General features: G+C 62.8%; 19 protein-coding genes and 1 pseudogene. 14 read left to right on the top strand and 6 right to left on the bottom strand.

Translation table 11 applies throughout. From position 1 onward, the window contains the following. Positions 1 to 529 precede the first annotated feature (529 nt). The 14 genes and pseudogenes from FHW79_RS29370 (at position 530) to FHW79_RS29305 (ending at position 18,832) form a co-directional block, all read left to right on the top strand. Complete coding sequence (locus tag FHW79_RS29370; protein ID WP_183182208.1) at positions 530 to 2,644, top strand: amino acid adenylation domain-containing protein; 2,115 nt, start codon at positions 530 to 532, stop codon at positions 2,642 to 2,644. Beyond that, positions 2,641 to 8,664, top strand: a complete 6,024-nt coding sequence (locus FHW79_RS29365; RefSeq protein WP_183182207.1) for a non-ribosomal peptide synthetase — start codon at positions 2,641 to 2,643, stop codon at positions 8,662 to 8,664. Before FHW79_RS29370 ends, FHW79_RS29365 begins: the two co-directional genes overlap by 4 nt. 122 nt (positions 8,665 to 8,786) lie before the next feature. Next, positions 8,787 to 10,010, top strand: a complete 1,224-nt coding sequence (locus FHW79_RS29360) for a condensation domain-containing protein (protein WP_183182206.1) — start codon at positions 8,787 to 8,789, stop codon at positions 10,008 to 10,010. Beyond that, on the top strand, positions 10,007 to 11,260 hold the full coding sequence (locus FHW79_RS29355) for an MFS transporter (protein ID WP_183182205.1): 1,254 nt from the start codon (positions 10,007 to 10,009) through the stop codon (positions 11,258 to 11,260). Before FHW79_RS29360 ends, FHW79_RS29355 begins: the two co-directional genes overlap by 4 nt. A gap of 68 nt (positions 11,261 to 11,328) precedes the next feature. Next, a complete protein-coding gene (locus FHW79_RS29350; protein WP_183182204.1) occupies positions 11,329 to 12,123 on the top strand; it encodes a 4'-phosphopantetheinyl transferase superfamily protein in 795 nt (264 codons plus the stop codon). 255 nt (positions 12,124 to 12,378) lie between these two features. Next, a pseudogene (locus tag FHW79_RS33025) lies at positions 12,379 to 12,540 on the top strand (IS481 family transposase); the annotation flags it as partial. Positions 12,541 to 13,062: 522 nt separating this feature from the next. Next, positions 13,063 to 13,482: a Rap1a/Tai family immunity protein gene (locus FHW79_RS29340; RefSeq protein ID WP_183182202.1), complete on the top strand. Its 420-nt coding sequence runs from the start codon at positions 13,063 to 13,065 to the stop codon at positions 13,480 to 13,482. Positions 13,483 to 13,523: 41 nt separating this feature from the next. Continuing rightward, on the top strand, positions 13,524 to 13,796 hold the full coding sequence (locus FHW79_RS29335; RefSeq protein ID WP_183182201.1) for a glycine zipper family protein: 273 nt from the start codon (positions 13,524 to 13,526) through the stop codon (positions 13,794 to 13,796). Between the two features lie 44 nt (positions 13,797 to 13,840). Next, on the top strand, positions 13,841 to 14,611 hold the full coding sequence (gene fabI, locus FHW79_RS29330; protein ID WP_211108541.1) for an enoyl-ACP reductase FabI: 771 nt from the start codon (positions 13,841 to 13,843) through the stop codon (positions 14,609 to 14,611). A gap of 13 nt (positions 14,612 to 14,624) precedes the next feature. Continuing rightward, the gene (locus FHW79_RS29325; protein ID WP_183182200.1) at positions 14,625 to 15,761 is read left to right on the top strand and encodes an ABC transporter permease; all 1,137 of its coding nucleotides are present in this window, start codon (positions 14,625 to 14,627) and stop codon (positions 15,759 to 15,761) included. Positions 15,762 to 15,837: 76 nt separating this feature from the next. Beyond that, a complete protein-coding gene (locus FHW79_RS29320; protein WP_183182228.1) occupies positions 15,838 to 16,569 on the top strand; it encodes an ATP-binding cassette domain-containing protein in 732 nt (243 codons plus the stop codon). A gap of 38 nt (positions 16,570 to 16,607) precedes the next feature. Further along, positions 16,608 to 17,621 carry an MlaD family protein gene (locus tag FHW79_RS29315; protein ID WP_183182199.1) on the top strand — a complete coding sequence of 338 codons (1,014 nt, stop codon included), beginning with the start codon at positions 16,608 to 16,610 and terminating at the stop codon, positions 17,619 to 17,621. A gap of 5 nt (positions 17,622 to 17,626) precedes the next feature. Then, complete coding sequence (locus tag FHW79_RS29310; protein WP_183182198.1) at positions 17,627 to 18,253, top strand: PqiC family protein; 627 nt, start codon at positions 17,627 to 17,629, stop codon at positions 18,251 to 18,253. A 156-nt stretch (positions 18,254 to 18,409) separates the two neighbouring features. Then, positions 18,410 to 18,832 (top strand): hypothetical protein, encoded by a 423-nt coding sequence (locus FHW79_RS29305; protein WP_183182197.1) that lies wholly within the window; start codon positions 18,410 to 18,412, stop codon positions 18,830 to 18,832. Here FHW79_RS29305 and prs read toward each other — a convergent pair. The 6 genes from prs to FHW79_RS29275 all read right to left on the bottom strand — a co-directional run bounded on the left by prs (position 18,810) and on the right by FHW79_RS29275 (position 25,054). Continuing rightward, the gene (gene prs, locus FHW79_RS29300; protein WP_183182196.1) at positions 18,810 to 19,796 is read right to left on the bottom strand and encodes a ribose-phosphate diphosphokinase; all 987 of its coding nucleotides are present in this window, start codon (positions 19,794 to 19,796) and stop codon (positions 18,810 to 18,812) included. The two genes, FHW79_RS29305 and prs, sit on opposite strands and share 23 nt — an antisense overlap. Before the next feature lie 26 nt (positions 19,797 to 19,822). Further along, the gene (locus FHW79_RS29295) at positions 19,823 to 20,056 is read right to left on the bottom strand and encodes a hypothetical protein (RefSeq protein ID WP_183182195.1); all 234 of its coding nucleotides are present in this window, start codon (positions 20,054 to 20,056) and stop codon (positions 19,823 to 19,825) included. A 47-nt stretch (positions 20,057 to 20,103) separates the two neighbouring features. After that, on the bottom strand, positions 20,104 to 20,580 hold the full coding sequence (locus FHW79_RS29290) for an NAD(P)H-dependent oxidoreductase (RefSeq protein WP_183182194.1): 477 nt from the start codon (positions 20,578 to 20,580) through the stop codon (positions 20,104 to 20,106). Then, positions 20,577 to 23,000: a phosphoenolpyruvate synthase gene (ppsA, locus tag FHW79_RS29285; RefSeq protein ID WP_183182193.1), complete on the bottom strand. Its 2,424-nt coding sequence runs from the start codon at positions 22,998 to 23,000 to the stop codon at positions 20,577 to 20,579. Before ppsA ends, FHW79_RS29290 begins: the two co-directional genes overlap by 4 nt. 135 nt (positions 23,001 to 23,135) lie before the next feature. After that, complete coding sequence (locus FHW79_RS29280) at positions 23,136 to 24,341, bottom strand: ABC transporter permease (protein WP_183182192.1); 1,206 nt, start codon at positions 24,339 to 24,341, stop codon at positions 23,136 to 23,138. Beyond that, positions 24,341 to 25,054, bottom strand: a complete 714-nt coding sequence (locus FHW79_RS29275; RefSeq protein WP_183182191.1) for an ABC transporter ATP-binding protein — start codon at positions 25,052 to 25,054, stop codon at positions 24,341 to 24,343. The genes FHW79_RS29280 and FHW79_RS29275 overlap by 1 nt, the downstream gene beginning before the upstream one ends. Between the last annotated feature and the right edge of the window lie 8 nt (positions 25,055 to 25,062).

Below are 25,062 nucleotides of genomic sequence, written 5' to 3'. Positions count from 1 at the left end.
GGTTCCAAGACCATACAATAGTATGGCAAGTTCGAAATCTAATGTTCTGTTGTTCTGATCATTGATTGTTGAAGTTGTAATATTGAGTTGCGCTGACCCGCTCCGCTTTGCTATAGAACTCCACCAATGTGGTGGCGTTGCTTTTTGCTGAAAGCATGAAAGATGCCTACCGATGAAGGCAATGCGCATGTTTTGCGAACCGGGGCGACAAAGTATCGGCAAAAAATGCCGAACGCATGGGAAGCCTGATGCTCTCAATTAACAGAATTCTAATGCATTCTAATGGCGCCGAAATTAACTATGTAATTATCGCATGTGTCGAGCATTTTTTTCTGTTAAAACAACGAGACTGTAATAATGGCTTGCAGCTGTATGATTGATACAAGAGTATTGAAATTTTGCGCTTTTCGAAATCGCTGCGCACCCACTTAGAGCGCGGATCGATAACTCGCTTCTACAGGGCCACTTAATTGATTTTGTTTGGCCTGAACGAGGTCTTGATCAGGGCCCTTCATTTAGAGGCAGAAGAATGAAAAGTACGCTTTTGAACGACTACATCGTTGCTTCAGTGGGCGGCATGCGTGAAGCGTTAATGGTCAAGTCAGATGCCCTAAAAAATGCGGCCTATGAGCAAAAGATATCAGCATTGTGTCTCACCGCACTTTACGCCACCGGGAAAGATGAAGTCATCGTCTTGGTTGACGAGACGTTAACACCCGGTGCCACGCCGGTAGAACGCAGGATTATTGTTCAGTACTCCCAGCGTTCTCGAGTGCATGATCTCGTTGCGCTCATCAGGGGACAGTTGATGAGCCAAGGAGAGCAAGACCCTGGGTGCGCGAATTTTGAGGAAACCGACTTCCGGGGTGTAAGATCGATTGATCACGCCAACGGAATCCGGCGAGATCCATCCTATGAAGGCATTATCTTTGCATTTGGAGACGATGGCCATATATTGATCGACTTTCCGGAAGCTCGCTTCAGCAAAGAGACGATCAATCTCATTGCGGGTCAGCTTGTCAGAATTGCCGAAGAGATTACAAGCTGCGATGCCGAGCGCCTTGTTTCCGACGTGGTGGAGGCACAGAGCACTGATGTTGAACTCATCAAAAGGATTAACAACACAGATACCTCGTTTGAATTTGTACCAGTTCATAAATATCTCTCAATCAACGCGCACTATCGGCCGAGAGATATTGCCTGCATTTCCTCCGATGGACAGCACACCTATGAAGATCTGAACAGATACGCGAATTCCATTGCGCAGGCGCTCCATCATTGCTTAATTCGCAAAGGTGACGTTGTCGCCGTGCATATGGGCCGCCATTCGGCTGCATCGCTGGCCGCAATCTATGGCATACTCAAGCTCGGGGCTGTTTATCTCCCGATCGATCCAGCTTGGCCCGACGCTCGCAAGAACCAGATCCTCAGCACGGCTCGGGCGAAAGCCGCCGTAACAACGACGCTGACAAAATCCTCCTTGTTTGACGCTCTGGACATTCCGACCGTGTGCGCCGAGCAAGCCGCAGCAATGAATGTCCTAGAAGACATCAGCTGTAATGTCGCTCCAAATGATCTCTGCTACATTATATTTACGTCGGGTTCCACAGGAACGCCCAAAGGGGTTATGATCGATCATGGCGGAATCTCAAATCGCATAGTTTGGATGAAGGACGCTCTCGACGTTACTGATCGAGAGATCATTCTGCACAAGACTCCCCTCGTGTTCGATGTATCAGTCTGGGAAGTGTTTCTCTGGGCCGCCGCGGGAGCTAAGGTTGTAGTGCTCAACCACGGGCTGGAGCGCGACCCGGACCAGATCCTCGACGCGATCGAAACGCATCGTGTGACGTTGCTGCACTTCGTGCCGTCGATGCTGGACGCGTTCCTGAGCTTCATAACCGCCATTGAGGCGACAGGTGGGCTCCAAACCCTGAGAATGATCTGCTGCAGCGGTGAAGCTCTGCAGGGCTATCATGTCACGGCGTTCAAGGGCCTTAATCTCGCGGCAACTCTGGTCAATCTGTATGGACCGACTGAGGCGAGCGTCGATGTGACCTGCCTGCTCGAGTCACAGATGGACATGCGCCGCCAGATTACTATCGGCTATCCGATAGCCAATACGAAGCTTTACGTCCTGAACGAACGCGGCAACTTCTGCCCGACTAATGTTCCCGGAGAACTCTACATCGAAGGCATTCAGGTGGCGCACGGCTACGTGGGCGCCCCGGATCTGACTGCCAAGAGCTTCTCGGAAGCGACGCTGGCTTCGGGAAGAAGCCGATACAGAACAGGTGACCTCGCTCGAATCAGGCCGGACGGGCAAATAGAATTCTTGGGGCGAATAGATCATCAGGTGAAGATCAACGGTCACCGGATCGAGCTGGGGGAGATCGAGCATTGCATCCGGGCAGTTCCCGGTGTGATTGAATGCTCAGCTTTCTTGGCTAAGAGCGGCCGGTTTGCGGGCTCGCTATGCGCAACCTACACTGCGAAAGCGGAAATTGCTCCGGCCGATGTCCGGGCGGCGCTGTCCCAACAGCTCCCAAGCTACATGATTCCGTCACAAGTCTTGCTTGTTGCCGCGATACCAACAACGGCAAACGGCAAAAGAGATACAAAGCAACTGGAGAAGCTCCTGTGAACCAGCCAACCGCACAGACGATCGAGCGCACCGTTGCAACGGTCATTCAAGACACGTTCCGGTTGGCCGTCCCCATATCCCGACAGAACTCATTCTCAGAGTTGGGTCTTGACTCGATCAAACAGGTCCGTCTTCTCGGGGAGTTGCGGAAACTCTGGCCTCACATTCGCATGAGGGACCTGTACAAACACAGCACGATTGCGTTGCTGGCGCGCTTTCTAGCCGAAAATGAGACGGGGTCGTCCACCGAGAGAGCCGGTACGCTACCGCTGCCTTTATCGGTCTCTAGGGCGGTTTTCGAGCACGCGGCAAGAAATCCGAAGGCTTGGGCTGTCGAAGACAGTCGTGGAGCGCTCAGCTACGAGACGTTGTGGCGAGCGGCGCACACCCTCTCGGAACGGCTGAACTCGACCTCGCGCAGGTCCGGCCGCGTCGCAATAACCGTTGGAAAGTCAAGGGAACTCGTCGTCGCCTATCTGGCCTGCCTGATCGCTGGTCGGGCGTTTTGTCCGATCGACCCCGCCGAGCCATCCGCCCGGTTGGAGCGCGCGCTGACTATTCTCGATCCCGACGCAATCATCGGGCCGGCGGTCCCCGGCGGCAACCCGCAACTGTGGATCACCAATGCCGATCTCCAAGCGGCCGAACGCGGGAACGGCAAACTGGCAGAACCGCCGCCGGAATGGCCTGGCGAGGAATGCTACGTGTTCTTCACGTCCGGCTCGACAGGCATCCCCAAAGCCGTCCTGGGCCGCAGGTCGAGCCTCTCGCATTTTCTCGCCTGGGAGTTGGAACTCCTGAAGCTGGATAGAACCGCCCGCGTGTCGTTCCTCTCCGCCAAGACCTTCGACCCGAGTCTGAGAGACATTTTTGCGGCTCTGCTTGCGGGCGGGACGTGCTGCATCCCCGATGACGAAGATCTTCTTGATCCTTGCTCCCTCGCACAGTGGTTGGAGACCTCCCGCATCACCACCATCCATATCGTGCCGACGCTGTTTCGGACCATCGCGCCGTTTTTCGAGACGCAACCGTTTAGCGCGCTCCGGCATGTTCTCTTTGCCGGTGAAGTCCTGCGCGGAAGCGACGTCCAGGCGATTGCATCACCAATCCAGGCCGGAATGACCGTTTTCAACCTCTATGGTCCCACCGAAACGACTCTGGCGAAGTTCTTCCATAGGGTATCGGCCGGCGATATGGGAAAAGCCGTCATCCCGGTCGGGCGCCCGCTGCCGGACACGTGGGTACAGATACTTGATGATGGCGGCTTGCCCCCATCGCCCGGCGCATTGGGGCGCTTGGTAATCGAGACGCGTTACCCCTCGCTCGGCTACATCGCAGATCTCGGTGTCGACACCCACCATTTCCGCGAGGGGAAATCCTCCGATGTCGTGCAGTACGACACGGGTGACCTTGCCAGGATGACCGATGATGGGCTCGTCGAAGTCGTGGGACGCAACGACGGCCAGGTGAAGATCAACGGCAGACGCGTGGAATTGGCTGAAATCGACGGCGCCCTCCTGAGCATGCACGGCGTTGCCAACGCCATCAGCGTCGTCGTGCAGATTGCGCCGGAGCGCATCCTGCTGATCGCCGTCATTCAGGCACAGGGTGCGTTCAACGAAAGCGATGTCAAGGAAAGGCTGCGCTCGCTCCTTCCGGAGTACATGCTCCCGAACCGGATACTCTCGGTGCCTCAACTTCCCACCAACAAGCATGGGAAGATTGATCGGAGCGCGATCAAAGCGTGGGTGGAGCAGTCGGTGCGACCTGCGGCACCCGGCATAACCTCCGTGGTCGGCAAGGACTTGCAGCGCGCCCTGACTATTGTTGCCGACGTGCTCGGCGTGGATGCCGGAACGCTGGATGGCGAGACGTCGCTGGCCGCCAACGGGGCGAACTCTCTGCTGATCGGCCGGCTTCGCGCGAGGCTTAACAAGGAGTTTGGGTGCAGGATCTCGCTTGCGGACCTCTTCAAGCTTAAGTCCTTGAACGCCATTCTGCCGCTTACCCAAGCCGCCGGCACACAGGCTGTGGCAGGGCTGGAGGCGGCCGTGGAAGCCCCGCGCGGTGAAGCGGTCAGTTCCATCGAGCGCCGCCTCATCGTCGCCGAGCTAATTTCCAAGGTCCGGGGAAGCTACAACGTTCCCAACGCCCTGGAGTTGCAGGGTCCGCTCGACGTGGAGACGTTCACCCGGGCGATCATTCGGGTTGTCGCGTCCAACCCAGTCCTGGCATCGCGATACACGAACAGCGGCGGCCAGTATTTCGCTGTGCGATCGAAGGATCCCATATGCGTCCCGTTCACGGACGTGACGCAGGGTACGGATGATTTCGATCTGGATCGGGCATTGCAGGATCTCGCCTTCGAGCCTTTCGACTTGGAGCGGACGTGCGCGAGATTTCACCTGTACAAGACGGCGGAAAAGAGATTCGTCTTCGTGTACGTCTTTCATCACGTGGCCTGCGATGCGCGAGCGCTGGACGTGTTCCTCGACGCCCTATTCGCCTGCTACAACGCTGGGCGAGACGGGCAATGGCCCGAACTGCAGCCGAGACCCTACTCGGATTATCGCCTCTATGAACGGAGCGCAGCGTTCGCGCGCCAAGCGGATCTGAACGCCGAATACTGGCGGCAGGCGCTGGACGGCTTCGAACTCAGGAGGTTCCCTTCCGACAACGTCCCGGCCGAACAGGCCCAAGGCCTGTACGCGTTCCGGCGGGACACGATCCTGAACGCAACCGCCAAGGGCAGCATTGAGCGGACGGCCCGGTCACTGGGCGTTACGCCCTTCACGCTTTTCGCCACCGCGATCCAGGTGCTTCGCCATAAGTACGGTTGCGGTCTCGATACGGTGATCGGCATAACCGCGCTGAATCGAGAGGAGGAGTTCGGCGACGTCATCGGCTGCTTCGTCAACACACTGCCGGTGAGGCTGACGAGCAACGGGCAGTCCGGATCCTGCGGGGAACTCATCGCCGAGAACCAGGGTCTTATCGCGCAGGCGCTGTCCCACCAGTACCTGCCTGTGGAAAAGCTGGGGATTGCAGGCTCCTACAGCGGCACGGGCGATGCCCTGTTCGATACCATCCTCACCTATCACTCGCGACGGGAAAGCCCAAGCATTCAGTTCGAGAAAGCCCATCATCCCGATCTGATTAGTCAGCCCTTGGAAATTGGCCGCACGTTCGCCAAGGCGGATCTGGTCTTTTCCATTGTTGAGCGGGAAGACAATTTTTCCTTGAGCATCGATTTCGATGAGGCGCTCTACACACCCGCATTGGCGGATCAGGTCCTGGCGCACTACGTCCGATGCGTGGAATCGCTTGCCGGCCAACCGGCCCTTACACCCAACGATCTGACGCTGCTGTCCGCCGACGAGGTCGGTGAGCAGCTTGCTATCCTAAACAATCTTCACTCCGCCTTCCCGGAACGCGATACGCTCCTTTCCATCTTTCTGAGGGTGGCCGAGGGCCACGCAGACTCCGTGGCGATCTCCGCCGGAGCAGCAAGATGCACATACGAGACCCTGTCCGCCCGGGCCGAAGCGATACGGCGTGAGATCACGGCCAAGCAACTGGATGCTGTGGCGGCACACTTCGTCGCCATCATCGCCGATCCAGGCGTGGACATGATCGCATCCGTGTTCGGCATCTTCGCGGCCAACCGAGGCTACCTGCCGATCGACCCGACCTCACCGCTCGAACGGATCAGGTTCATTCTCAACGACAGCGAAACCCAGACGGTTTTGACCACCAGGAAGTATGCCCATTTGGTGCCGTCCAATCGGATGGCCGTGTACTTCGAGGACATCGGCGAGTGCACGGCCCCGCTGCAACCGCAACAGAGCGGTTCCGCCCTTGACGCCGCGTATATGATCTATACTTCCGGCACCACTGGGCGGCCAAAAGGCGTCGTTATCAGCCACCGGAACGTGGTCCGTCTGCTGTTCCCCGAGAACGCTCTGTTCGACTTCGGCTCTGCCGACGTGTGGCTCCTCTTCCACTCGTTTGCTTTCGACTTCTCCGTATGGGAAATCTTCGGCGCCCTGCTGTTCGGCGGCCGTCTCGTTGTGCCAGCGCGTGAGGATTGTCGGGATCCCGTACGGGTCATCCACATGCTGGTCGATGAGAAGGTCACAATTCTCAATCAGACGCCATCGGCCTTCTACAGCCTGCTGGGCGTACTGGCGGGGCACGACGATTTGCGGCGGAAGATCGGGCGCAGCCACATTAGGAAGGTGATTTTTGGTGGAGAAGCCCTAAGCCCAGTGCGCATCACCCCGTGGACCCAGATGCTGCCCGATTGTGAACTGATCAATATGTATGGCATCACCGAAACCACGGTTCACGTGACCTACCGCAAACTTGATGCCGATGCCCTGCAATCCCCGCGCAGTTCGATCGGCCGGCCCATCCCGACGCTGGCGCTCGCGATTGTCGACGAGGAGCTCAACTTTGCTCCTCGGGGGGTGGCGGGCGAGATCGTCGTCGTCGGTGACGGCGTGAGCGAGGGATATTGGAAACGGCCCGACCTGAACGCGGAGCGGTTCGTTACTCTTCCGTTCTATCCAGGCCGCCGTGGCTACCGGTCCGGCGATCTGGCGCGTCTCCACTTCAATGGAGAACTGGAATTCCTCGGCCGCAAGGATCATCAGATCCAGCTGCGCGGCTTCCGGATTGAACTGCAGGAGATCGAATCCGTTGTTCTCTCGCATCCGGACATACGGGAGGCGCGGGTTATCTGCCGTGGTCAAGGTGAGCACGCGAATCTCGTATGCTGTTACACGTCCGATCGGCAGCTTGGTGCCGCTGCGCTGCGCGATCACATTGCGCAGCAGTTGCCCTATTACATGCTGCCTGGAGCGCTCGTGCAGGTGCCGGCGATGCCGCTGACCACCAACGGCAAGATCGACGCCGCACAGTTGGATCGGATTGTTGCCTCGAACCGCCTTGCTCCGCGGCAGGGGGCTGTGTGGACGCCGACGGCACCGCAGGAACGTGTGCTCCACGACGCGCTCGCCGCATCCCTGGGCGTCCCGGAACTCTACGTCGACGACAACTACTTTGATCTCGGCGGGGATTCGATAAAGGCTCTGACCGCCGTATCCAAGGCGAACGGCCTTCTTTCGATTGCCGACATCTACCGGAACCCAGTGATGAGCGGTCTGATGGCAGGCATTTCATCGGCTTCGAAAACATGCCGATCGGTCACCTCTTTCCATGACCGGCCCGCAAGACCAAAATTCTCGGTAATATGCGTGCCTTATGCAGGCGGCGAAAGTTCTGATTACTTTGCGTTGTCGCAAGCGTTGGAAAGCCGGTGCCCGGACGCTTTCCTGTGTGTGGGAAACTTGCAAGGGAACGGGCACAGCCGCCTGCCCATCAGCGACGACATCGAAGCGCTATACCGGGAGTGGGAAAGCGCAAACGCTCTACAAAAGGATGTTCCGACCATTGTTTATGGACATTGCGCCGGAGCGGGGCTTGCTTGTGGCTTTGCCCACCATCTGGTCACGCGCGGATACACGGTTACCGCCACCGTCGTCGGCGCTACGCTTCCGCCCGCCTTCGCCGGCGCCGACCACCCCGGGAATCCCTGGGACACCGCGTCCGCCGATGACATCTGCACATACCTGGAGAGCATTGGCGGAATCAAAGGTCTTGAAGACGCCAATCTGCGTGCGGCCGTCGTCGGTAACTTCACTCGGGACGTCGCTGTCTACCGCCGAGTGTTCTTCGATCTGAGGGGCGGTACCAAGCTGCCTGTTCCGATGCTTGTGATCTTGGGTGGCTGCGACCCTTCAATAGATGCGACGGTCGATCCTGACCAAGCGTGGCGGCAATACGCGGCCAACATCACCGTCACTCTGTTGGAAAAGGCCGGCCATTATTTCAACCGAGACTGCGCTGAGGAGTTGGCTGAGTTGATACTGGGTATCGGCACCGGCCATCCCCCCGCCGCAGACACAGGCCAACCACGCGTCGCCTGTGCTCCGTGCGTGGCCGAGGCGGCTCTCTGAAGCTCGCGCCTTCTAACCATGGCTGTCCGGCCCGACTCCACGCGAGGCGGGCTGGGCACCGGTGCGGCGGGTGAACCGATGCATCAAGACAAACCACAGCGCATTGACACGGAGGGATGCAAGTGTCCAGGTCAAAGGCGTCGCGCGCGCAAGAAAACATGTATTTCGTCCCCGCCGCGTCGGGCCGGGCCCGTGGGCAGTACAACACCTGTGTCGCGTGCCGGATCGATCGCCCAGTGTCGCGCGCTGATCTGGTTCGCCGGGTGTCGGAGGTCGTAAGCGCCCACCCGATGCTTGGATCCGGCTTCTTTCTGGAAGAGGACGGTTTGCATACCGCATCACTCGGCATCGATTATGAAGATTGTGTGCAGATTATTTCAGATTGGCGGGAGGTGAAGTGGGACTGCGAGTTTGATCCTGAAACTCCTCCTCTTTTCAGGATTTACATTATTGATGAACTGGTCGTTGGCGAAGGTGTATATTTAATATTCGTTGTCGACCATATTCTGGTTGATGCGATCGCCGCCACAATGTTCATGCAGTCCATTGTCTCTGGGCTGCCGGGCATGACGAAAGGTCCGGGGCCATTGTATACGCCCTACGGCGAGTACGTGGCCGAGGAGATGGGATACCTCGGCAGCGACGAATACGCACAGGACGCGGAATACTGGCGCGGCCCGCTCACGACGTACAACAAACTCGATCTGCCGGTGCTTCGGTCAGATAACGGAGCCCCCGACGCTTCCGATTGCGCGGTGTGGATGTTGTCGGAAGAAGAGGATCAAGGACTGCATCGTTACGCTCGGCGCCTTTCGATCCCACCGGCGGTCTGTTATCTGGGCGTGATCTTCAAGGCGTTAGCTGAAAGCCTCAAAGCAAAGGATGTTGCGGTTCTCCTGGCCTATGCAAATCGCCCCTCCCTGGTAAGCGCCTCCGCTTTGGGAATCACGCTCAATTCCCTGCTGCTCCCCGTTGAGGATGTCGGCGCGCGCAGTCTGGACGAGGTCGTGGAGTCCTTGGAAGTGGCATTCTTCTCAGCGATGGAACGGGGACGTTTTCCGATCAGTGACGCCAAGCAAATGGCGGCACGGCCACTGCCCGACATCGTCGTGAACATACTTCCCTCCAACACCACGGACCTGAAGGATTTTGCCGGTGACTACAAGGAATTTCCGTTTTTCGACGACAAGCCCAAGAATGCAATGACAATATATGTTTACCCGGAGCCCTGCGCTTCCATCCGAGTGGTTGCCTCAGGGCTGGATGATTTTTCGATTATTCAGAGTTTGCTGGATTCTGTGAAGAAATTTGTCCATCAACTTGGAGCTGAAAGGATTCCGTCATGAGGGGCGGTTGGGTGCGGGATTACTGGGTGTTCTTTGCGGCATCGTTGCTGGCATTGCTGTCAGTGAACTTCATAGTGTACTCATCTGGGTGGTATCTGCTGCATCTTGGCAGTTCCCCTATGTCTGTGGGAGTGTCGTTCTTCCTGTTCTTTGCGCCGGGTGTGCTCATCCTTCCGATCATGAGCACCGCTCTCGCCAGAAAGGGCGTCGCTCGGTCATTGGTAAAGCTGCAGGTGGGCAGCGCGAGCACGGTTGCCGCGATCGGCGTATGGCTGCTCTTCAGCCCGTCGCCCGCCGCGGCGTATATACTGATCGCCACTCTTGGGATGTTCTTTGGCTATTATTTTCCCTCTTTGTACGTGCTGGTAAAGCGGATTGTGCCGATGGAGCATGTCCCCCAACGCGTGGCGCAATTGGAAGTCGCCGTCCAACTTGGAAGCATCTTGGGGGTGGTGGCCGCGGGGTTTCTGTTCGCACACCTGGGGTTCGTTTTTCTGGTGTTCTCGTCGGCGGCCATGGCGTTGTTGGCAGGATTTTCATACGCATGCATCACACCCGGCATCGTGGATGGGGATGAGCATCCCCGGGATTCTCAGAAAGGATGGGCGTTCGGCAGCACGGTCAAATGCCTGGGGAACCTCGTGTCGCGCCAAGAGGCACGCTCGAGAGGGTGGTTTCTCGTCTGTCATGGGTTGCCGCAGGTAGTGGTTCTTTCCCTGAACATTCCAATTCTTCTGTATGTTCAGGATTCAATGAAGGCGGGCTCTGACATCTATGGAATATTTGATGGTATCTTCGGCGTGGGCTCAATGCTCGCCGGATTTGCATGCATGAGGTTTTCAGCACTTTTTGGAAAAAAAGCGTTTGCCATCGCGCTTCCGGTTGGGACGATGATAGTCATCGCGATCGCACGCTACGTTCCGACGGATGGCATAGCGCCATTTGCCTGGATTTTCATGGCGTCGTTTGTCCTGGGGATCACGAAAGTCCAGGGGCGCACGCTTGCGATCCAATTGTTCTCGGCGTCACAGGCAAGTGGCGAGATTGTTGCCACTCAAATGCTCAATACCATCATTTTGCTGCTATCCTGTTGGGTGTTCACCATCCTTTCTGCGGACGTGTCGGCAGAGGACATCTTTGCAATCTCTGCATTTATATTGGTTCCGTACGTGATAACTTTGCTGATCACTACTGGACTGGCTCGCGATGAACACGCCAATACTCAACAAGGCGCTGTGCGATCTCGCTGAATCTTGAGGTGGCCTGCCCTTCTCCCGACGTTAAGGGGAGAGCAGGTTGAGGGTGGTGAGCCGCGGCGATGGATCAAAACATCTTCGTATGGATTCTCGATCTTGGCGGGGAATCGCTTGGTGGCGGACTTGAGCGTGCCGCGTGTGTTCTGAGCGATGCCGAAAGAATGAAAGCGGCGCAATATGTGAATGAACTGGCGCGGGCGCAATTCCTGGCAGGACGATTGCTGCTGCGGTTTGCGGTTTTCTCGGAATTTTGCGATCCGACAGCCGCTCTAGGTGTCAACCCATGGCGGTGGACCACGGGCGCTCGGGCGGATGGAAAGCCTGTGATATCGGGCACGGACGTTCCCGTCGGCCTCACGTTCAACCTGTCCCACAGCCGGCACATTGTGGCATGCGCCGTGGCCAGAGGTCGCGAGGTGGGAATAGACGTCGAGCATGAGAAGTGCCTTGATTTCGAGGAACTTGTAGAGGTGTGGTGCTCCCCTGCCGAGGCCGCGATCATCAGCACGCGCCACGGAAAAGCGCGGATGGAGATGTTTTACACGCTATGGACGTTGAAGGAGGCCTATCTGAAGGCTCGCGGCGTAGGCCTGATCTATCCGATAAAGGACGTGAGCTTCAAGCAGCCCACCAAAGGATCCATGATCCGAGTTTCTGATTCTAATGACCCCAGTGCCACGCATCAATGGCGGTGCATGCCGCTTACTATGCCCCTAGGGTACCGTGGAGCCCTCTGCTGGGAAATACGACACTCGCGAGAAGCTCTTGAACTTGCCTGCCGGACCGTGGATTTGGCGTCTCTGCTGCATTATCTTAAGGATATTGGCAATCAAGGGCGTATGCAGCAGCATGAATAACAAGGGAGGCACCGTCAAGTTCCGGGTGCCTTCGGCGGGTTGTGTCGGTATGAGTTTGCTCTTTGATGGCGGAATGTTGTTGGGACCCGGTCTGGCGGGCCGTTCAGGAATATGGCTGGAGGATCGAAAGACGCCTGGGTCCTGCGCCACGGTAGGAAGGCTGTTGGCGCAGCCCCATCCGTTGTCGCCATGACGAGCCCAAAGCGCCCCCCGCGCGGCGGCCGGTCAACCCCACAGCCGCCTCCGGCCGTGGCCGCCCTTCCCTTCCGGGTCACCCACATGCTGACCGACCGCGGCAGGCGCTTCACCGCCGCCGGCTTCAAGGCCGCCTGCCACGCCCTGGGCGCGCAGCACCGCACAACCAATCCCTACACGCCGCAGACCAACGGCATGGTCGAACGCTTCAACGGGCGCATCGGACGGGAGGTGCTGATCATGTGCATCGGCACGTACAACGCCCTGGAGCGCCCGCTGCACGGCTACAAGCTTGCCCACAACGCGCCCGCCGGCAACGCGTCCTCAAGGGCCACTCACCCGACGAGATCGTCCGCGTGCGCCTGAACGTAAAACCCGAGCTGACCAACCCCGTCTACTGACCTCCCAGTCCGGGCGACCTCACCAAAACCAAGGTTGCCGCTCAGCACACGGTGTACGTCGCCAAGACCGTATCGCATCCAGGCAGAGCTGGAAATGCGCAACATCGCCCTCGCGATCATCAACCGCATCGTCGATGGCCTGCAGAACGCCGACCTTGCTGGCGCCCCATGCCAAGTCTCCGGCCCGGAGCGGTAAAAGCCCTGTTTAATACAGTGTGACGTTACCGTAGCACGGGCTCTCGCACCCCAGTTGCTACTTTCGAAACCGCCTCCAGCTGCGGCTCAATCATCCCAGGACCCGACATCCTCGGTCCATTCTCCGGGAGCACGCCGGGAGCACGCAATGAAAGGTCGACTTAGTTTCGTTCTCGCGGCTGCCATGGGCATGATGGCGGCGGTGGCTTTGGGCGCAGAGACCGTCCCGATGCCGTCGGAGACCAATTTCCAGGTCGAGACGACCGGGGACCTCGTGCGGCTGTGCGAGGCGCAGCCCACCAACACCACCGGCATCGCCGCGCTGCACTTCTGCCACGGCTTCGCGGTGGGCGCCTACCAATACCACCAGATCGTAACCGTGGCAGAGGGCAGGAAACGGCCGTTGTTCTGCGCGCCCGACCCGCAGCCGTCGCGCAACGAGGCCATCGCCGGCTTCGTCTCCTGGGCGACGCGGAACCAGCAGCAGATGGGCGCGCCGCCGGTCGAAGGGATGTTCCGCTATCTGGTCCAGCGTTACCCGTGTCGCGCCTTGACCTCCACTTTCTGATCTACGAACAGCCTCAGATATCAGCCGGGGTGGGCACGGACATGACACTCGGACATTTTCTCGCCGTCGCGGCCGTGGCGCTTCCGGTTGCCGCCTGCAGCGACATGACCCCGACACAGCAGCGCGCGCTGACCGGCACCACCGGCGGGGCCGCGGGCGGCGCCATCATTGGCGCCATCGCCGGCAATGCCGGCATGGGAGCCGCCATTGGCGCCGGCGCCGGTTTGGCCGGCGGCCTGCTCTACGACCATCACAAGCAGGCCGAGGAATCGGCCTACCAACGCGGCGTGCAGGCGGGATCGCAGGGCCGATAATGGTTCCCGACGCACTCCGCATCCCCAAAAGGGAGACATCCGCCATGCCCTTGATCTCGCTTGCCGGCAAGCGCGGCCTCGTGGCCGGCATCGCCAACGACCAGAGCATCGCCTATGGCTGCGCCAAGGCGTTCCGCGAACTCGGGGCCGACCTCGCCATCACCTACCTCAACGAAAAGGCGGAGCCGCATGTCCGGCCGCTGGCCGAACGGCTGGGCGCCGACCTCATCCTGCCACTCGACATGCGCCGCGAGGGCGATCTGGAGCGCGTGTTCAAGGCCATCCGCGACCGCTGGGGCCGGCTGGACTTTCTGCTGCACTCCATCGCCTTCGCGCCGCGCGAGGATCTGCACGCGCGCGTCGTGGATTGCTCCAAGGAGGGGTTCACGCTCGCCATGGACGTGTCCTGCCACTCCTTCATCCGCATGGCGAAGCTGGCGGAACCGCTGATGACCAACGGCGGCTGCCTGCAAACCGTGAGCTTCTACGGGTCGGAGCATGTGGTCGAGCACTATAACATGATGGGACCGGTCAAGGCCGCGCTGGAGAGCGCCGTCCGCTATCTGGCGGCCGAACTGGGCAGCAGGAAGATCCGCGTCAATGTCCTGTCGCCCGGCGCGCTCGCCACGCGCGCGGCCTCTGGCATCGACCGCTTCGACGAGTTGTTGCAGCGGACCGCGGAGCGCGCGCCGTCGCACAGGCTGGTCACCGTGGACGACATCGGGCCGACCGCCGCCTTCCTCGCCAGCGACGCCGCGAGCCAGCTCTCCGGCCTCGTCGTCTACATCGACGGCGGCTATCACGTCATTGACTGACCGGCAGACCCCCATGAACGCGGTCAACGCACCCGTGCGGCTGGAAAAGATCGACGGCCAGACCCTTGCGGTCATCTGCGCCGGGGACTGGACCGTGCGACACGGCATGCCGTCGGTCGAGGAGGTCGCCCGCCAAGTGGCGAGCCCGCCAGCGCCGGGCCGGGTGACCGTTCGCGCGACCGGCCTGGGGCACTGGGATTCTTCCCTGGTGTCCTACATCGCCGGGCTGGAGGCGGCGTGCCGGGCGCGGACCATCGCCTTCGACAAGACCGACCTGCCGCCCGGCGTCCGGCGACTGGTCGACCTGGCGCTGGCCGTGCCGGAAAAGACGGGGACGGGCCGCGGCGACGGCGGCAAGCCGACGCTCGCCCAGGTCGGGGAGTGGGCACTACGCGGCTGGAAGGGATTCCAGGAAACGCTCGCCTTCCTCGGCGAGGCCACCCTGTCCTTCCTGCGCCTGTCCGCGGGAAGGGCCCGCTTCCGCCGTTCCGACCTGTTGCGGACAGTGGAGGACTGCGGAGCACAGGCGCTGGGCATCGCCTTCGTCATCTCGCTGCTGGTCGGGCTGATCCTCGCCTTCGTCGGGGCAGTGCAGTTGCGCACCTTCGGGGCGGAGATCTACGTCGCCAACCTCGTCACCGTAGCGATGACGCGGGAGATGGCGGCAATCATGACGGCCATCGTGCTGGCCGGACGAACCGGGGCGGCCTTCGCCGCCCAGCTCGGCACCATGCAGTCCAACGAGGAGATCGACGCGCTGACCACGCTGGGCGTCTCGCCCATCGATTTCCTGGTGTTGCCGCGCATGTTGGCGCTGATGCTGATGATGCCGCTGCTCTACCTCTATTCGGCCTTCGCCGGGATGCTCGGCGGCTGGCTGGTCGGCGTCGGCATGCTCGACCTGACCGGCACCACCTATCTGGCGCAGACGCAGGCGAGCTTCTCCTTCACGGACTTCTTCGTCGGGTGGGGCAAGAGCGTGCTGTTCGGCGCGCTGGTCGCCATCGCCGGCTGCATGCGCGGCATCCAGTCGGGCCGCAGCGCCGCCGCCGTCGGCAACGCCGCGACCTCCGCCGTGGTCACCGCGCTGGTTTACATCATCATCAGCGACGCGATCCTGGCGGTCCTGCTGAACATCGTCGGGCTGTAGGGAGGGCGGATTGGCGTCGTCACCCCGCATCCCCGAAGCCGGCACCGCACCGCGCATCGCCGTCCGGAACCTCGACATGGCGTTCGGCAGCTACGTTGTGCAGCGCAATGTCAGCTTCACCATCCCCGCTGGTGAGATCTTCGTCATCATGGGCGACAGCGGCTGCGGCAAGAGCACCATGCTCAGGCACATGATCGGCCTGATCCGGCCAACCCGCGGCGACGTGTTCTACGACGGGGAAAGCTTCTGGCACGGCGACGATCCCGGCCGGCGCATGGCCATCAGCCGACGCTTCGGCGTGCTGTTCCAGAGCGGTGCCCTGTGGAGTTCCATGACGCTGGCCGAGAACGTCGCGCTGCCGCTGACGCTCTACACCAGGCTCGACGCGCGCGAGGTGGCGGAAATGGTGGCACTGAAGCTGGCGCTGGTTGGCCTGCGCGGCTTCGAAGAGTTCTACCCGTCGGAGATCAGCGGAGGCATGCGCAAGCGCGCCGGGCTGGCGCGCGCCATGGCGCTCGACCCCGACATCCTGTTCCTGGACGAACCGTCGGCCGGCCTCGACCCGCTCAGCTCGCGCCGGCTCGACGACCTGATCCTGGAACTGCGCGACAATCTCGGCAGCACGGTGGTCATCGTCACCCACGAACTCGCCAGCATTTTCGCGATCGCCGACAACGCGGTGTTCCTCGACGCCGAGACCCGCACGGCCATCGCGCACGGCAACCCGCGCGACTTGATCGACCACGCGGACAGCCCAAAAGTGCGGAAGTTCCTGCGCCGCGGCGAGGCCGCCCCAGCCGCCATCTGAGCGGCCGCCTGACGGTCCGGCAAAGAGGAGGAAGTGCCATGGCCGCAAACGCTAACCCAAAAGTTGTCGGCGGCTTCGTCGTCGGCGCCATCGCGCTTCTGGTCCTGGCGGTCGCCCTGTTCGGCGGCGGCAATCTGTTCGTCACGCGCCCGCGCGCGGGCACCTATTTCCAAGGCTCGGTCGCCGGTCTGGAGGTGGGCGCGCCGGTGACCTACCAGGGTGTACGGGTGGGCGAAGTGAAGTCGATCCGCCTGGAGGTGGACAACGCGACCTTGACCCCGCGTATGCCGGTCGAGTTCGACTTCATTCCCGGCGCGGTCAAATGGAGCGACCGGCCGCTGCACCCAGGCGAGTTCCAGCGGCTGATCGAGCGGGGTTTGCGGGCCAAGCTGGTGTCGCAAAGTCTGGTTACGGGCCTGCTGGCCATCGAACTTGGCTACTACCCGGACACGACGGCCAAGCTGGTGGGGGGGCTGCCGCCACCGGTGATCGAGATCCCCTCCGTGCAGTCCGACCTGGAATCGCTGAAGAAGACGCTCGGCAGCCTGCCGCTGGACCAGATTGCCAACTCCCTGGTCGAGGTCTTGGCGCGCGCAGACACGCTGCTCGCCGATCCGGAATGGCGGAGCGCCGTCACCGCGCTCGCCGGCGGGATGCAGGCGTTCAAAGCGCTCATGACGACGGCGAACGATCGGTCGCGGCCCTTGCTGGACGATGTCGGGGACATCGCGAAGGAGACCGAAACCGCCGTCAAGGCGCTCCAGGCCGACCTGCAGGCGGCCATCGCCGACCTGCGTGGCTTGGTCGGCAAGGTCGATGGCGAAGTGAAACCGCTCAGCGCCCGCGTGCAGGCCGCCACCAGCGCAGCGGAAAAGGCCTTCCAGCAGGCGGACGGCACCTTGCGGACGGTCAACGCCGCCTTGGACCCGCGCTCGCCGCTGCGCAACAACCTGGAACAGACGCTCGCCAACCTGTCCGTCGCCTCGAAATCCCTGCGCTCCTTCGCCGACCAGCTCGACCGCAGCCCGAATGTCCTGATAACTGGACGGTGACCAGCATGCGCTCATCCGTGATCCGGCGTCGACGTGTCCTGTCGGGCCTGATGGCCGTCGCGGCCATGGCGGGCTGCTCCAGCACGCCGGCGCGCCTCTATGTCCTGACTCCAATGGCGGGGGAGGACCGCGATACCAAAAGGCGCACGGGTCGGTCGGTCGGCGTTCAGCTCGTCTCGGTGCCGGAATACCTCGACCGCCCGGAAATCATCGCCTACACCAGCGCGCACGAGCTGTCCGCCAACCGCGACGACCGCTGGGCCGAGCGGCTGCCGGTCAACGCCACGCGTGTCTTGGTGGAGAACCTGTCCATCCTGCTGGGGACGGACCGCGTTTACGCCGTACCGTCCCGCACCAACGGACCACCTGATTACGAAGTGTCGGTTGAGTTCGACCGCTTCGAGCGGACCGCCTCGGACGACAGCGTCCTCGACGCGCATTGGGCGATCCACGACGGAGCCACGCAGAAGGTGCTCGTCCGCGAAGAGACCCGCCTCGCCACCCGCGTTGTCGACAACGGCTATCCCGCGCTGGTGGCGGCGATGAACGACAACCTGACGGCGCTGAGCCGCGACATCGCGAAGGCCATCGCCAAGCTGCCGAACAAGGGTGGCAGCCGCGCGCGGACCTAAACGGGGGTGCCGGGTGGAGGGTCCTGGGTTCGATCCGGATCAAGAGGTGACATCGATGGGAAGGCTTGTGTGCCTATCTCTGAAATGGCTGTCAGGACCGATGCTGTGCCTTGCCATGCTGCACGGTCCCACGATGGGTGCGGAGACGCGCAGGCGATGGACGGCGGCCATCCGCACACCGGGGACATCGGCTTTCTCGACGGCGACGGCTACCTGCACATCGTGGACCGTCTGAAGGACCTGCTCGTCACCGGTGGGCAGCATATCTACCCGCGCGCCGTCGAAGCGGTCATCACGCAGCACCCGCAGATTGCCGACGCCGCGGCGGTGGGCGAGCCCGATCCGGTGCGCAGGCAGGCGATCCGGGCCTTCGTCGTGCCGCAACCCGGGCCCACGCTGTCGGAAGCGGAGTTGCGCGCCTTCCTCGCCCCTCGCCTGTCACGCTTCGAGCAGCCGCAGCGGATCGAGTTCCGCACGGCCTTGCCGATCTCGACGATCAGCAAGATTCTGAAACGCGCCCTCATCCCCGAACGGCCAGGGAACGATGACCGGGACGTCAATCGGTCATCAGGTCACTGACCGACCCGCCACTGTGGATACGGGCGATGGCCTCCGCGAGCAGCGGGGCCGTGGCCAGCACCGTCACGCGGCGGGACACCAACTTCTCTGGCAGGCGGAACGGCGGCAGCGTGTCGGTGACGACGACATGGTCGAACAGCGGCGAGGCGACGACCGTCGGGGCGCCGCCGACGAACAGCCCGTGCGTGGCGAGGGCGAAGACCGGGCCTCCACCCGCGGCGCGGCAGGCCGAGGCGGCGCGCATCATCGTGGTGCCGGTGCTGATCAGGTCGTCGAGGATCGCCACCGTCCGCCCCTGGACGTCGCCGACCAGCGTCCCGCCCCTTACCACGCCGCCGCTGCGCGTCTTTTCCATGAAGGCAAGCCCGACGTCGCGTCCCAAGGCGCGCTCCAGAGACTCCCGGAGCCGCTCGGCCCGCTTCACCCCGCCGATGTCCGGAGACACCACGGACACGCCCCCCTGCCCGACCAGCGGCGCCAGATGCGCCGCGAACAGCCTGCGCGCCTCCAGATGCTCCGTCCGGCAGCGAAAGGCGTTCTCGAACGCCGCCTCGTTGTGGACATCGACCACGACGACCCGGTCCACGCCGACCGCCTCCATCATGCCGGCCAGATAGCGCAGGGTCACGGGATCGCGCGGCTTGGTCCGCCGGTCCTTGCGCGCGTAGGCCAGATAGGGGGCGACGACGGTCACGCTCGCGGCGGACGCGTCCTTCACCGCGCCGACGAAGAACAGCAGCCGACACAGCTTGTCGTGCACGCTCCGCTCCGCATCGCCGTGCAGGGACTGCACCACGTAGACGTCCCTGTTGCGCACCCCCACCAATGGGCGGACCTTGAGTTCCCCGTCCTCAAAGCCTCGTTCCTCGTGAAGGCTCACCGGCACCTCCAGATGCCGGGCGATCCGCGCCCCATGGCCCCAGTCCGGGTCCAGATCGAACAGCGGGATGCCATCGTTTCCCATGGGAGTCTCCTCTGGCTGGGCATGGCTCAAGGCCGGGAAGCGGGGCGGGCCGCAATTCGTTTCAGGCTGCCGTCCACACGCTTGGCGTACACGTCCACATGGTGGCCGAGATTGCACACCCGCTCCGCATCCCCGAGTGCCGCCTTGAGGGCATCACGCCGGGACGGAAAGAAGCCGGCGCAGTCGCCGCCCTGCATGCGCACGGTCCACGCCTTCCGTTGCCGTTCCACGATGTATTTCAGATGCAGACAGGAATCCATGACACCACCCATCCGTTCCGCCCCGACCGTTTGGCCGTGGCTCTGTTTCACGCGGTGTCGACCCGCCGATCCTCCTCCCGGGCCAAGCGTTCCAGGGTCGGGGCGATCTCCACGTGGAGAGGAGGCCCGGACGTCCGATGGGACAGGGCTTCCGGAAGGGACGCCAGCTCCGCCGCCGCATGGGCCCGGATCGCCTGAAGGCCCGGCAGCGCCACCACCCGCCGGCCGCCGCGCATCACCGGCACCAGCAGGGGCTGGCCCTCCTCATCGCTGTCCAGGGTCGAAAGCCGGTCGGCCTCGATCCGCCCCTCCGGTCCGTGGCGCCGGAAGACCTGCTTGCGTCCGGGCACCGGCCCCTTGCCGGCCAACTCCTCCTCCGAGAGGACCGGGTTGAAGCCTATGGTGTAGAGGTCGCGCACCTCGACCGTGTGTCCGTACTGTTCCAACTCGTCCACATAGGCCCCCGCAGCCTGCCGGATGAAGCTGCCGGAACGCGGGTGTGCGAAGACGACGACGGGCTTCATGATGGATCTCCCATCTCAGGGTCGCGCGGGGCGCGGCCGAGCCCTCGTTCCAGATCCACCACGGCGCGCAACGTCCTCAGCACGCTGTCGGGCGTCAGGCTGATGGAGTCGATGCCGAGCCGCACCAGGAACTCGGCGATCTCCGGATAGTCCGAGGGCGCCTGGCCGCAGATTCCGCACGGCCGGCCATTGCGCCGCGCGCCTTCCACGGCTTGGCGCAGCAAGGCCAACACGCCGGGATCGCGCTCGTCGAAGTCGAAGGCGACCAGCGGGCTGTCGCGGTCCACGCCGAGCGTGAGTTGGGTCAGGTCGTTCGACCCTATGGAAAAGCCGTCGAAGCGTCGGGCGAACTCGTCCACCAGCAGGACGTTGTTGGGGATCTCGCACATCACGTAGATCTCCAGGCCGTTATGCCCACGCTCCAGCCCATGGCGGGCCATGGCGGCGATCACCCGGTCCGCCTCCTCCAGGCGGCGGCAGAAGGGCACCATGACCTTCACGTTGGTCAGCCCCATCTCGGCACGCACACGATCCAGCGCCCGACATTCCAGCGCGAAGCCCTCCTCGTAGGCGGGATGGGCATAGCGCGCCGCCCCCCGGAAGCCGAGCATGGGATTCTCCTCGACCGGCTCGAACCACCACCCGCCGATCAGGGAAGCGTATTCGTTGGTCTTGAAGTCCGATAGGCGAACGATGACCGGACGCGGAAAGAAGGCGGCCGCGATGGTGCCGATCCCTTCCGACAGACGCTCCACGAAGTAGGCACCGCCGGTGGGGTGGCTGCAAGTCAGTTGGGCGATGTGGGCGCGGATGTCGGAATCCTCGACGCGCTCCGGATGGACGAGCGCCATCGGATGCACCTTGATGGCCTCGCTGATGATGAATTCCATGCGCGCCAGGCCAACCCCGTCCACCGGAAGCTGGCCGGTCTGGAAGGCCTGGTCGGGATTGCCGAGGTTCACCATGATGCGCGTCTGTGGGCGCGGCAGCCGACCGAGGTCGATGCGCTCCACATGGAACGGCACAGCGCCGTCATAGACCTTGCCGGTATCGCCCTCGGCGCAGGAGATGGTCACTGTTTGACCGTCGCGCAGAACCTCCGTTGCGCGTTCGGCCCCGACCACGGCGGGAATGCCCAGCTCGCGGGCGACGATGGCGGCGTGGCAGGTGCGTCCGCCCCGGTTGGTGACGATGGCAGCAGCCGTCTTCATCACCGGCTCCCAATCGGGCGTCGTGGTGTCGGCCACCAGCACCTCGCCCGGACGGAAGTCGGACAGCTGGTGGGCGCCGGTCACCACACGAACGGCCCCGGCGGCCATACGCCCGCCGACCGCGCGCCCGGAAACGAGTACGGTGCCCTTCCCTTCCGGAACAACCGTCTCCAGCTCCAAGGCCGAGCGCCGGGAGGCGACCGTCTCCGGGCGCGCCTGGACGATGTAGAGACCGCCGTCCTGCCCGTCCTTGGCCCATTCGATGTCCATGGGCTGGCCGTAATGGTCCTCGATCCGGATGGCCTGCTCGGCGAGCCGCAGCACCTCCCCGTCGGTCAGGCAGAAGCGCTGCCGGTCGGCGCCGGGTGTGGGGACGGTGCGCGTCGGCTCACGCGTGCGGCCCGAGCGATAGACCATCTTCACCAGCTTCTCGCCCAGGCGCCGCCGCAGCACCGCGCGATGGCCCTGCCGGAAGGTCGGCTTGTGCACATAGAACTCGTCGGGATCGACCGTCCCCTGGACGACCGTTTCCCCCAGCCCATAGGCGCCGGTGATGAACACGGCATCCCGGAATCCCGACTCCGTGTCGAGCGTGAACATTACCCCGGCCGAGGCAAGGTCGGAGCGCACCATCTTCTGCACGCCGACCGACAGCGCGACCTTGAAGTGGTCGAAGCCCTGGTCGATCCGATAGGAGATGGCGCGGTCGGTGAACAGCGAGGCGTGGCAGCGCCGCACGGCGTCGAGGAGCATCGCCTCGCCCGCCACATTCAGATAGGTCTCGTGTTGCCCGGCAAAGCTGGCCGTGGGCAAGTCCTCGGCGGTGGCGGAGCTGCGCACCGCCACGGTCATGCCCTCCCCATATTCGGCCAGCAAGGCACGCAAGGCCGTGCGCAATTGCTCCTCCATGTCCGGCGTCAGGCCGGCGGCGTAGACGATCTCCCGGGCGCGGGCCCCGGCGCGGGCCAGACGCTCCACGTCCGCCTTGTCCAGGCCGTCCAGCAGCGCGTGCAGGCCATCCCAGGCGCCGGCGGCGGTCAGCGCGTTGCGGAAGGCGGCCGCGGTCAGGGCGAAGCCATCCGGCACCTCCACCCCCAGCGGCTTCAGGCGTCGGTAAAGTTCGCCGAGCGAGGCGTTCTTGCCGCCCACCAGGGCGACGTCGTCGCGGCCAAGGTCGGAAAACCAGCGGATGTATGGGGTGTCCGGCATGGACGGCCTCCCAACGTGGTGACGCCGGGATCATCATCGGGGTGCAAGGGCGACGGAGCCTTAACCCAGGTAAAGGGCCGCCGACGGAATCAGGCGCCGACCTTCACGCCGCGCGCGCCGGAACGGATGCAGCCGTCACTCGTGGCGCAGCGCCTGGATCGGATCGAGACGGGCCGCGCGGTGGGCCGGGATGTAGCCGAAGACGATTCCAACCAAGGCGGAGAAGCCGAACGCCACGAGAATGATGAAGGGATCGACGAGAAACGGGACGTTCAGCACGGTGGTCGTCACAACCGCCAGCCCAAGCCCCAAAGCGATTCCGAAGATGCCGCCGAACAGGGAAAGCACCACCGCCTCCACCAGGAACTGCATCAGCACCTGTCCCTCCAAAGCGCCGATGGCGAGACGTATTCCGATTTCCCGAGTCCTTTCGGTCACGGACACCAGCATGATGTTCATGATGCCGATCCCGCCGACCAGCAGGCTGACCGCCGCCACCGCGCCCAGAAGGCCGGTGAGCACCGCCGTCGCTCCGGCGGTGGCCTGCACGACCTGCTTCATGTCGCGGACGGAGAAATCGTCCTCCTTGCCGGCGGTGATGTTGCGCCGCTCCCGCAACAGGCGCTCGATGCCGGTCTGCACCTTGGCCGTATCAACCCCGTTCCGGGCCGAGACGTAGACGCGCGCAATGTCCATGTTTCCGGCGATCCGCCGCTGGAAGGCGCGCAGAGGCATCAGCACCGTGTCGTCCAGGTCGGTTCCGAAGCTCGACTGCCCCTTCGCCTCGAGAAGGCCGATCACCTCGCACGAGACGTTGTGGACGCGGATGGTCTCGCCGATGGGGTCGGCACGGCCGAACAACGTCTCCCGGACGGTCTGGCCGATGATGCAGGCGGCACGTCCGGCGCGCTCCTCGCCCTCGAAGAAGCCGCGCCCCCGTGCCAGCGCCCAGTTCTGTACGACGAAATAGCCGCTGTCGGTGCCCGTCACCACCGTGTTGCGGTTTTCCGTGCCGTAGATCACCGGCACCGATTTCTGAGCCACCGGCGCGACCGCCTGCACGCCGGCCAGTTGCGCCCGCATCGCCTCGATGTCGCGGCTGTTGAAGGGCTTGGCGTCGGAGCTGGCGCGTCCGGGGCCGACCTGTCCGGGCAGCACGAACAGCAGGTTGGTGCCGAGCTTGGCGAGGTCGGCGGTGATCCGGGCGGTGGTGCCGTTGCCGATGGTCACCATGCCGATGACGGCGCCGACGCCGATGATGATGCCGAGCACGGTGAGAAAGGAGCGCAGCGCGTTGCGGCGGATCGCCTGGAGCGCGAGCTTGACGGCTTCAACGAGCATCACGCGGTCCTTTCGCTGGAGGCGTCGCTGTCGATGCGGCCATCGACGAACCGGATGATGCGCCGTGCGTGGGCGGCCATGTCCGGCTCATGCGTGACCATGATTACGGTGATGCCTTGTTCGCGGTTCAACCGCACCAGAAGGTTCATGATCTCCAGGCTCATCCGGCTGTCGAGATTGCCGGTCGGCTCGTCGGCCAGCAGAACGGCGGGGTCGGTGACGATGGCGCGGGCGATGGCGACACGCTGTTGCTGGCCGCCGGACAGTTCGCCCGGCGTATGGTCTTCGCGCCCTTCCAGCCCGACACGGGCCAGAACCTGCCGCGCGAGCCGGCGGCGGACGGTCATGGAAAGCCCTCGGTAGACCAGAGGAAGCTCCACATTCTCCACGGCGCTGGTGCGCGCCAGCAGGTTGAAGCCCTGGAAGACGAAGCCCAGGTAGCGGCGGCGGAGCAGAGCGCGCTGATGGCGGGTCAGGCGGCCGACATCGACGCCCATGAAGCGATAGGTGCCGGAGGTCGGGGCGTCGAGGCAGCCGAGGATGTTCATCGCCGTCGACTTGCCGGACCCCGACGGTCCCATGATCGCCACGAATTCCCCCCGGTCGATGCTCAGATCGACCGCGTTCAGCGCCGGGACGGCGGCGGGGCCGCTGCCGAAAACCTTGCTCACACCTTCGAACTCGATGAGCGGTGCCCCGCCGTCTCTGGGCATGCGGCCCT

This window comes from Azospirillum sp. OGB3 (assembly GCF_014192915.1).
Taxonomy (GTDB): Bacteria; Pseudomonadota; Alphaproteobacteria; order Azospirillales; family Azospirillaceae; genus Azospirillum.
The sequence above is the reverse complement of the archived record's forward strand: the minus strand, read 5'-3'. Positions and strand labels throughout refer to the sequence as shown.

Excerpts from the sequence above, each read along its gene's own strand:
- FHW79_RS29290 (WP_183182194.1), bottom strand. The coding sequence starts at position 20,580 with ATGAAGCCCGTCGTCGTCTTCGCACACCCGCGTTCCGGCAGCTTCATC.
- FHW79_RS29295 (WP_183182195.1), bottom strand. The coding sequence starts at position 20,056 with ATGGATTCCTGTCTGCATCTGAAATACATCGTGGAACGGCAACGGAAG.
- ppsA (WP_183182193.1), bottom strand. The coding sequence starts at position 23,000 with ATGCCGGACACCCCATACATCCGCTGGTTTTCCGACCTTGGCCGCGAC.
- FHW79_RS29325 (WP_183182200.1), top strand. The coding sequence starts at position 14,625 with ATGAACGCGGTCAACGCACCCGTGCGGCTGGAAAAGATCGACGGCCAG.
- FHW79_RS29280 (WP_183182192.1), bottom strand. The coding sequence starts at position 24,341 with ATGCTCGTTGAAGCCGTCAAGCTCGCGCTCCAGGCGATCCGCCGCAAC.
- FHW79_RS29320 (WP_183182228.1), top strand. The coding sequence starts at position 15,838 with ATGGCGTTCGGCAGCTACGTTGTGCAGCGCAATGTCAGCTTCACCATC.
- fabI (WP_211108541.1), top strand. The coding sequence starts at position 13,841 with ATGCCCTTGATCTCGCTTGCCGGCAAGCGCGGCCTCGTGGCCGGCATC.
- FHW79_RS29305 (WP_183182197.1), top strand. The coding sequence starts at position 18,410 with ATGGACGGCGGCCATCCGCACACCGGGGACATCGGCTTTCTCGACGGC.
- FHW79_RS29350 (WP_183182204.1), top strand. The coding sequence starts at position 11,329 with ATGGATCAAAACATCTTCGTATGGATTCTCGATCTTGGCGGGGAATCG.
- FHW79_RS29370 (WP_183182208.1), top strand. The coding sequence starts at position 530 with ATGAAAAGTACGCTTTTGAACGACTACATCGTTGCTTCAGTGGGCGGC.
- FHW79_RS29310 (WP_183182198.1), top strand. The coding sequence starts at position 17,627 with ATGCGCTCATCCGTGATCCGGCGTCGACGTGTCCTGTCGGGCCTGATG.
- FHW79_RS29335 (WP_183182201.1), top strand. The coding sequence starts at position 13,524 with ATGACACTCGGACATTTTCTCGCCGTCGCGGCCGTGGCGCTTCCGGTT.
- FHW79_RS29340 (WP_183182202.1), top strand. The coding sequence starts at position 13,063 with ATGAAAGGTCGACTTAGTTTCGTTCTCGCGGCTGCCATGGGCATGATG.
- FHW79_RS29355 (WP_183182205.1), top strand. The coding sequence starts at position 10,007 with ATGAGGGGCGGTTGGGTGCGGGATTACTGGGTGTTCTTTGCGGCATCG.
- FHW79_RS29315 (WP_183182199.1), top strand. The coding sequence starts at position 16,608 with ATGGCCGCAAACGCTAACCCAAAAGTTGTCGGCGGCTTCGTCGTCGGC.
- FHW79_RS29275 (WP_183182191.1), bottom strand. The coding sequence starts at position 25,054 with ATGCCCAGAGACGGCGGGGCACCGCTCATCGAGTTCGAAGGTGTGAGC.
- prs (WP_183182196.1), bottom strand. The coding sequence starts at position 19,796 with ATGGGAAACGATGGCATCCCGCTGTTCGATCTGGACCCGGACTGGGGC.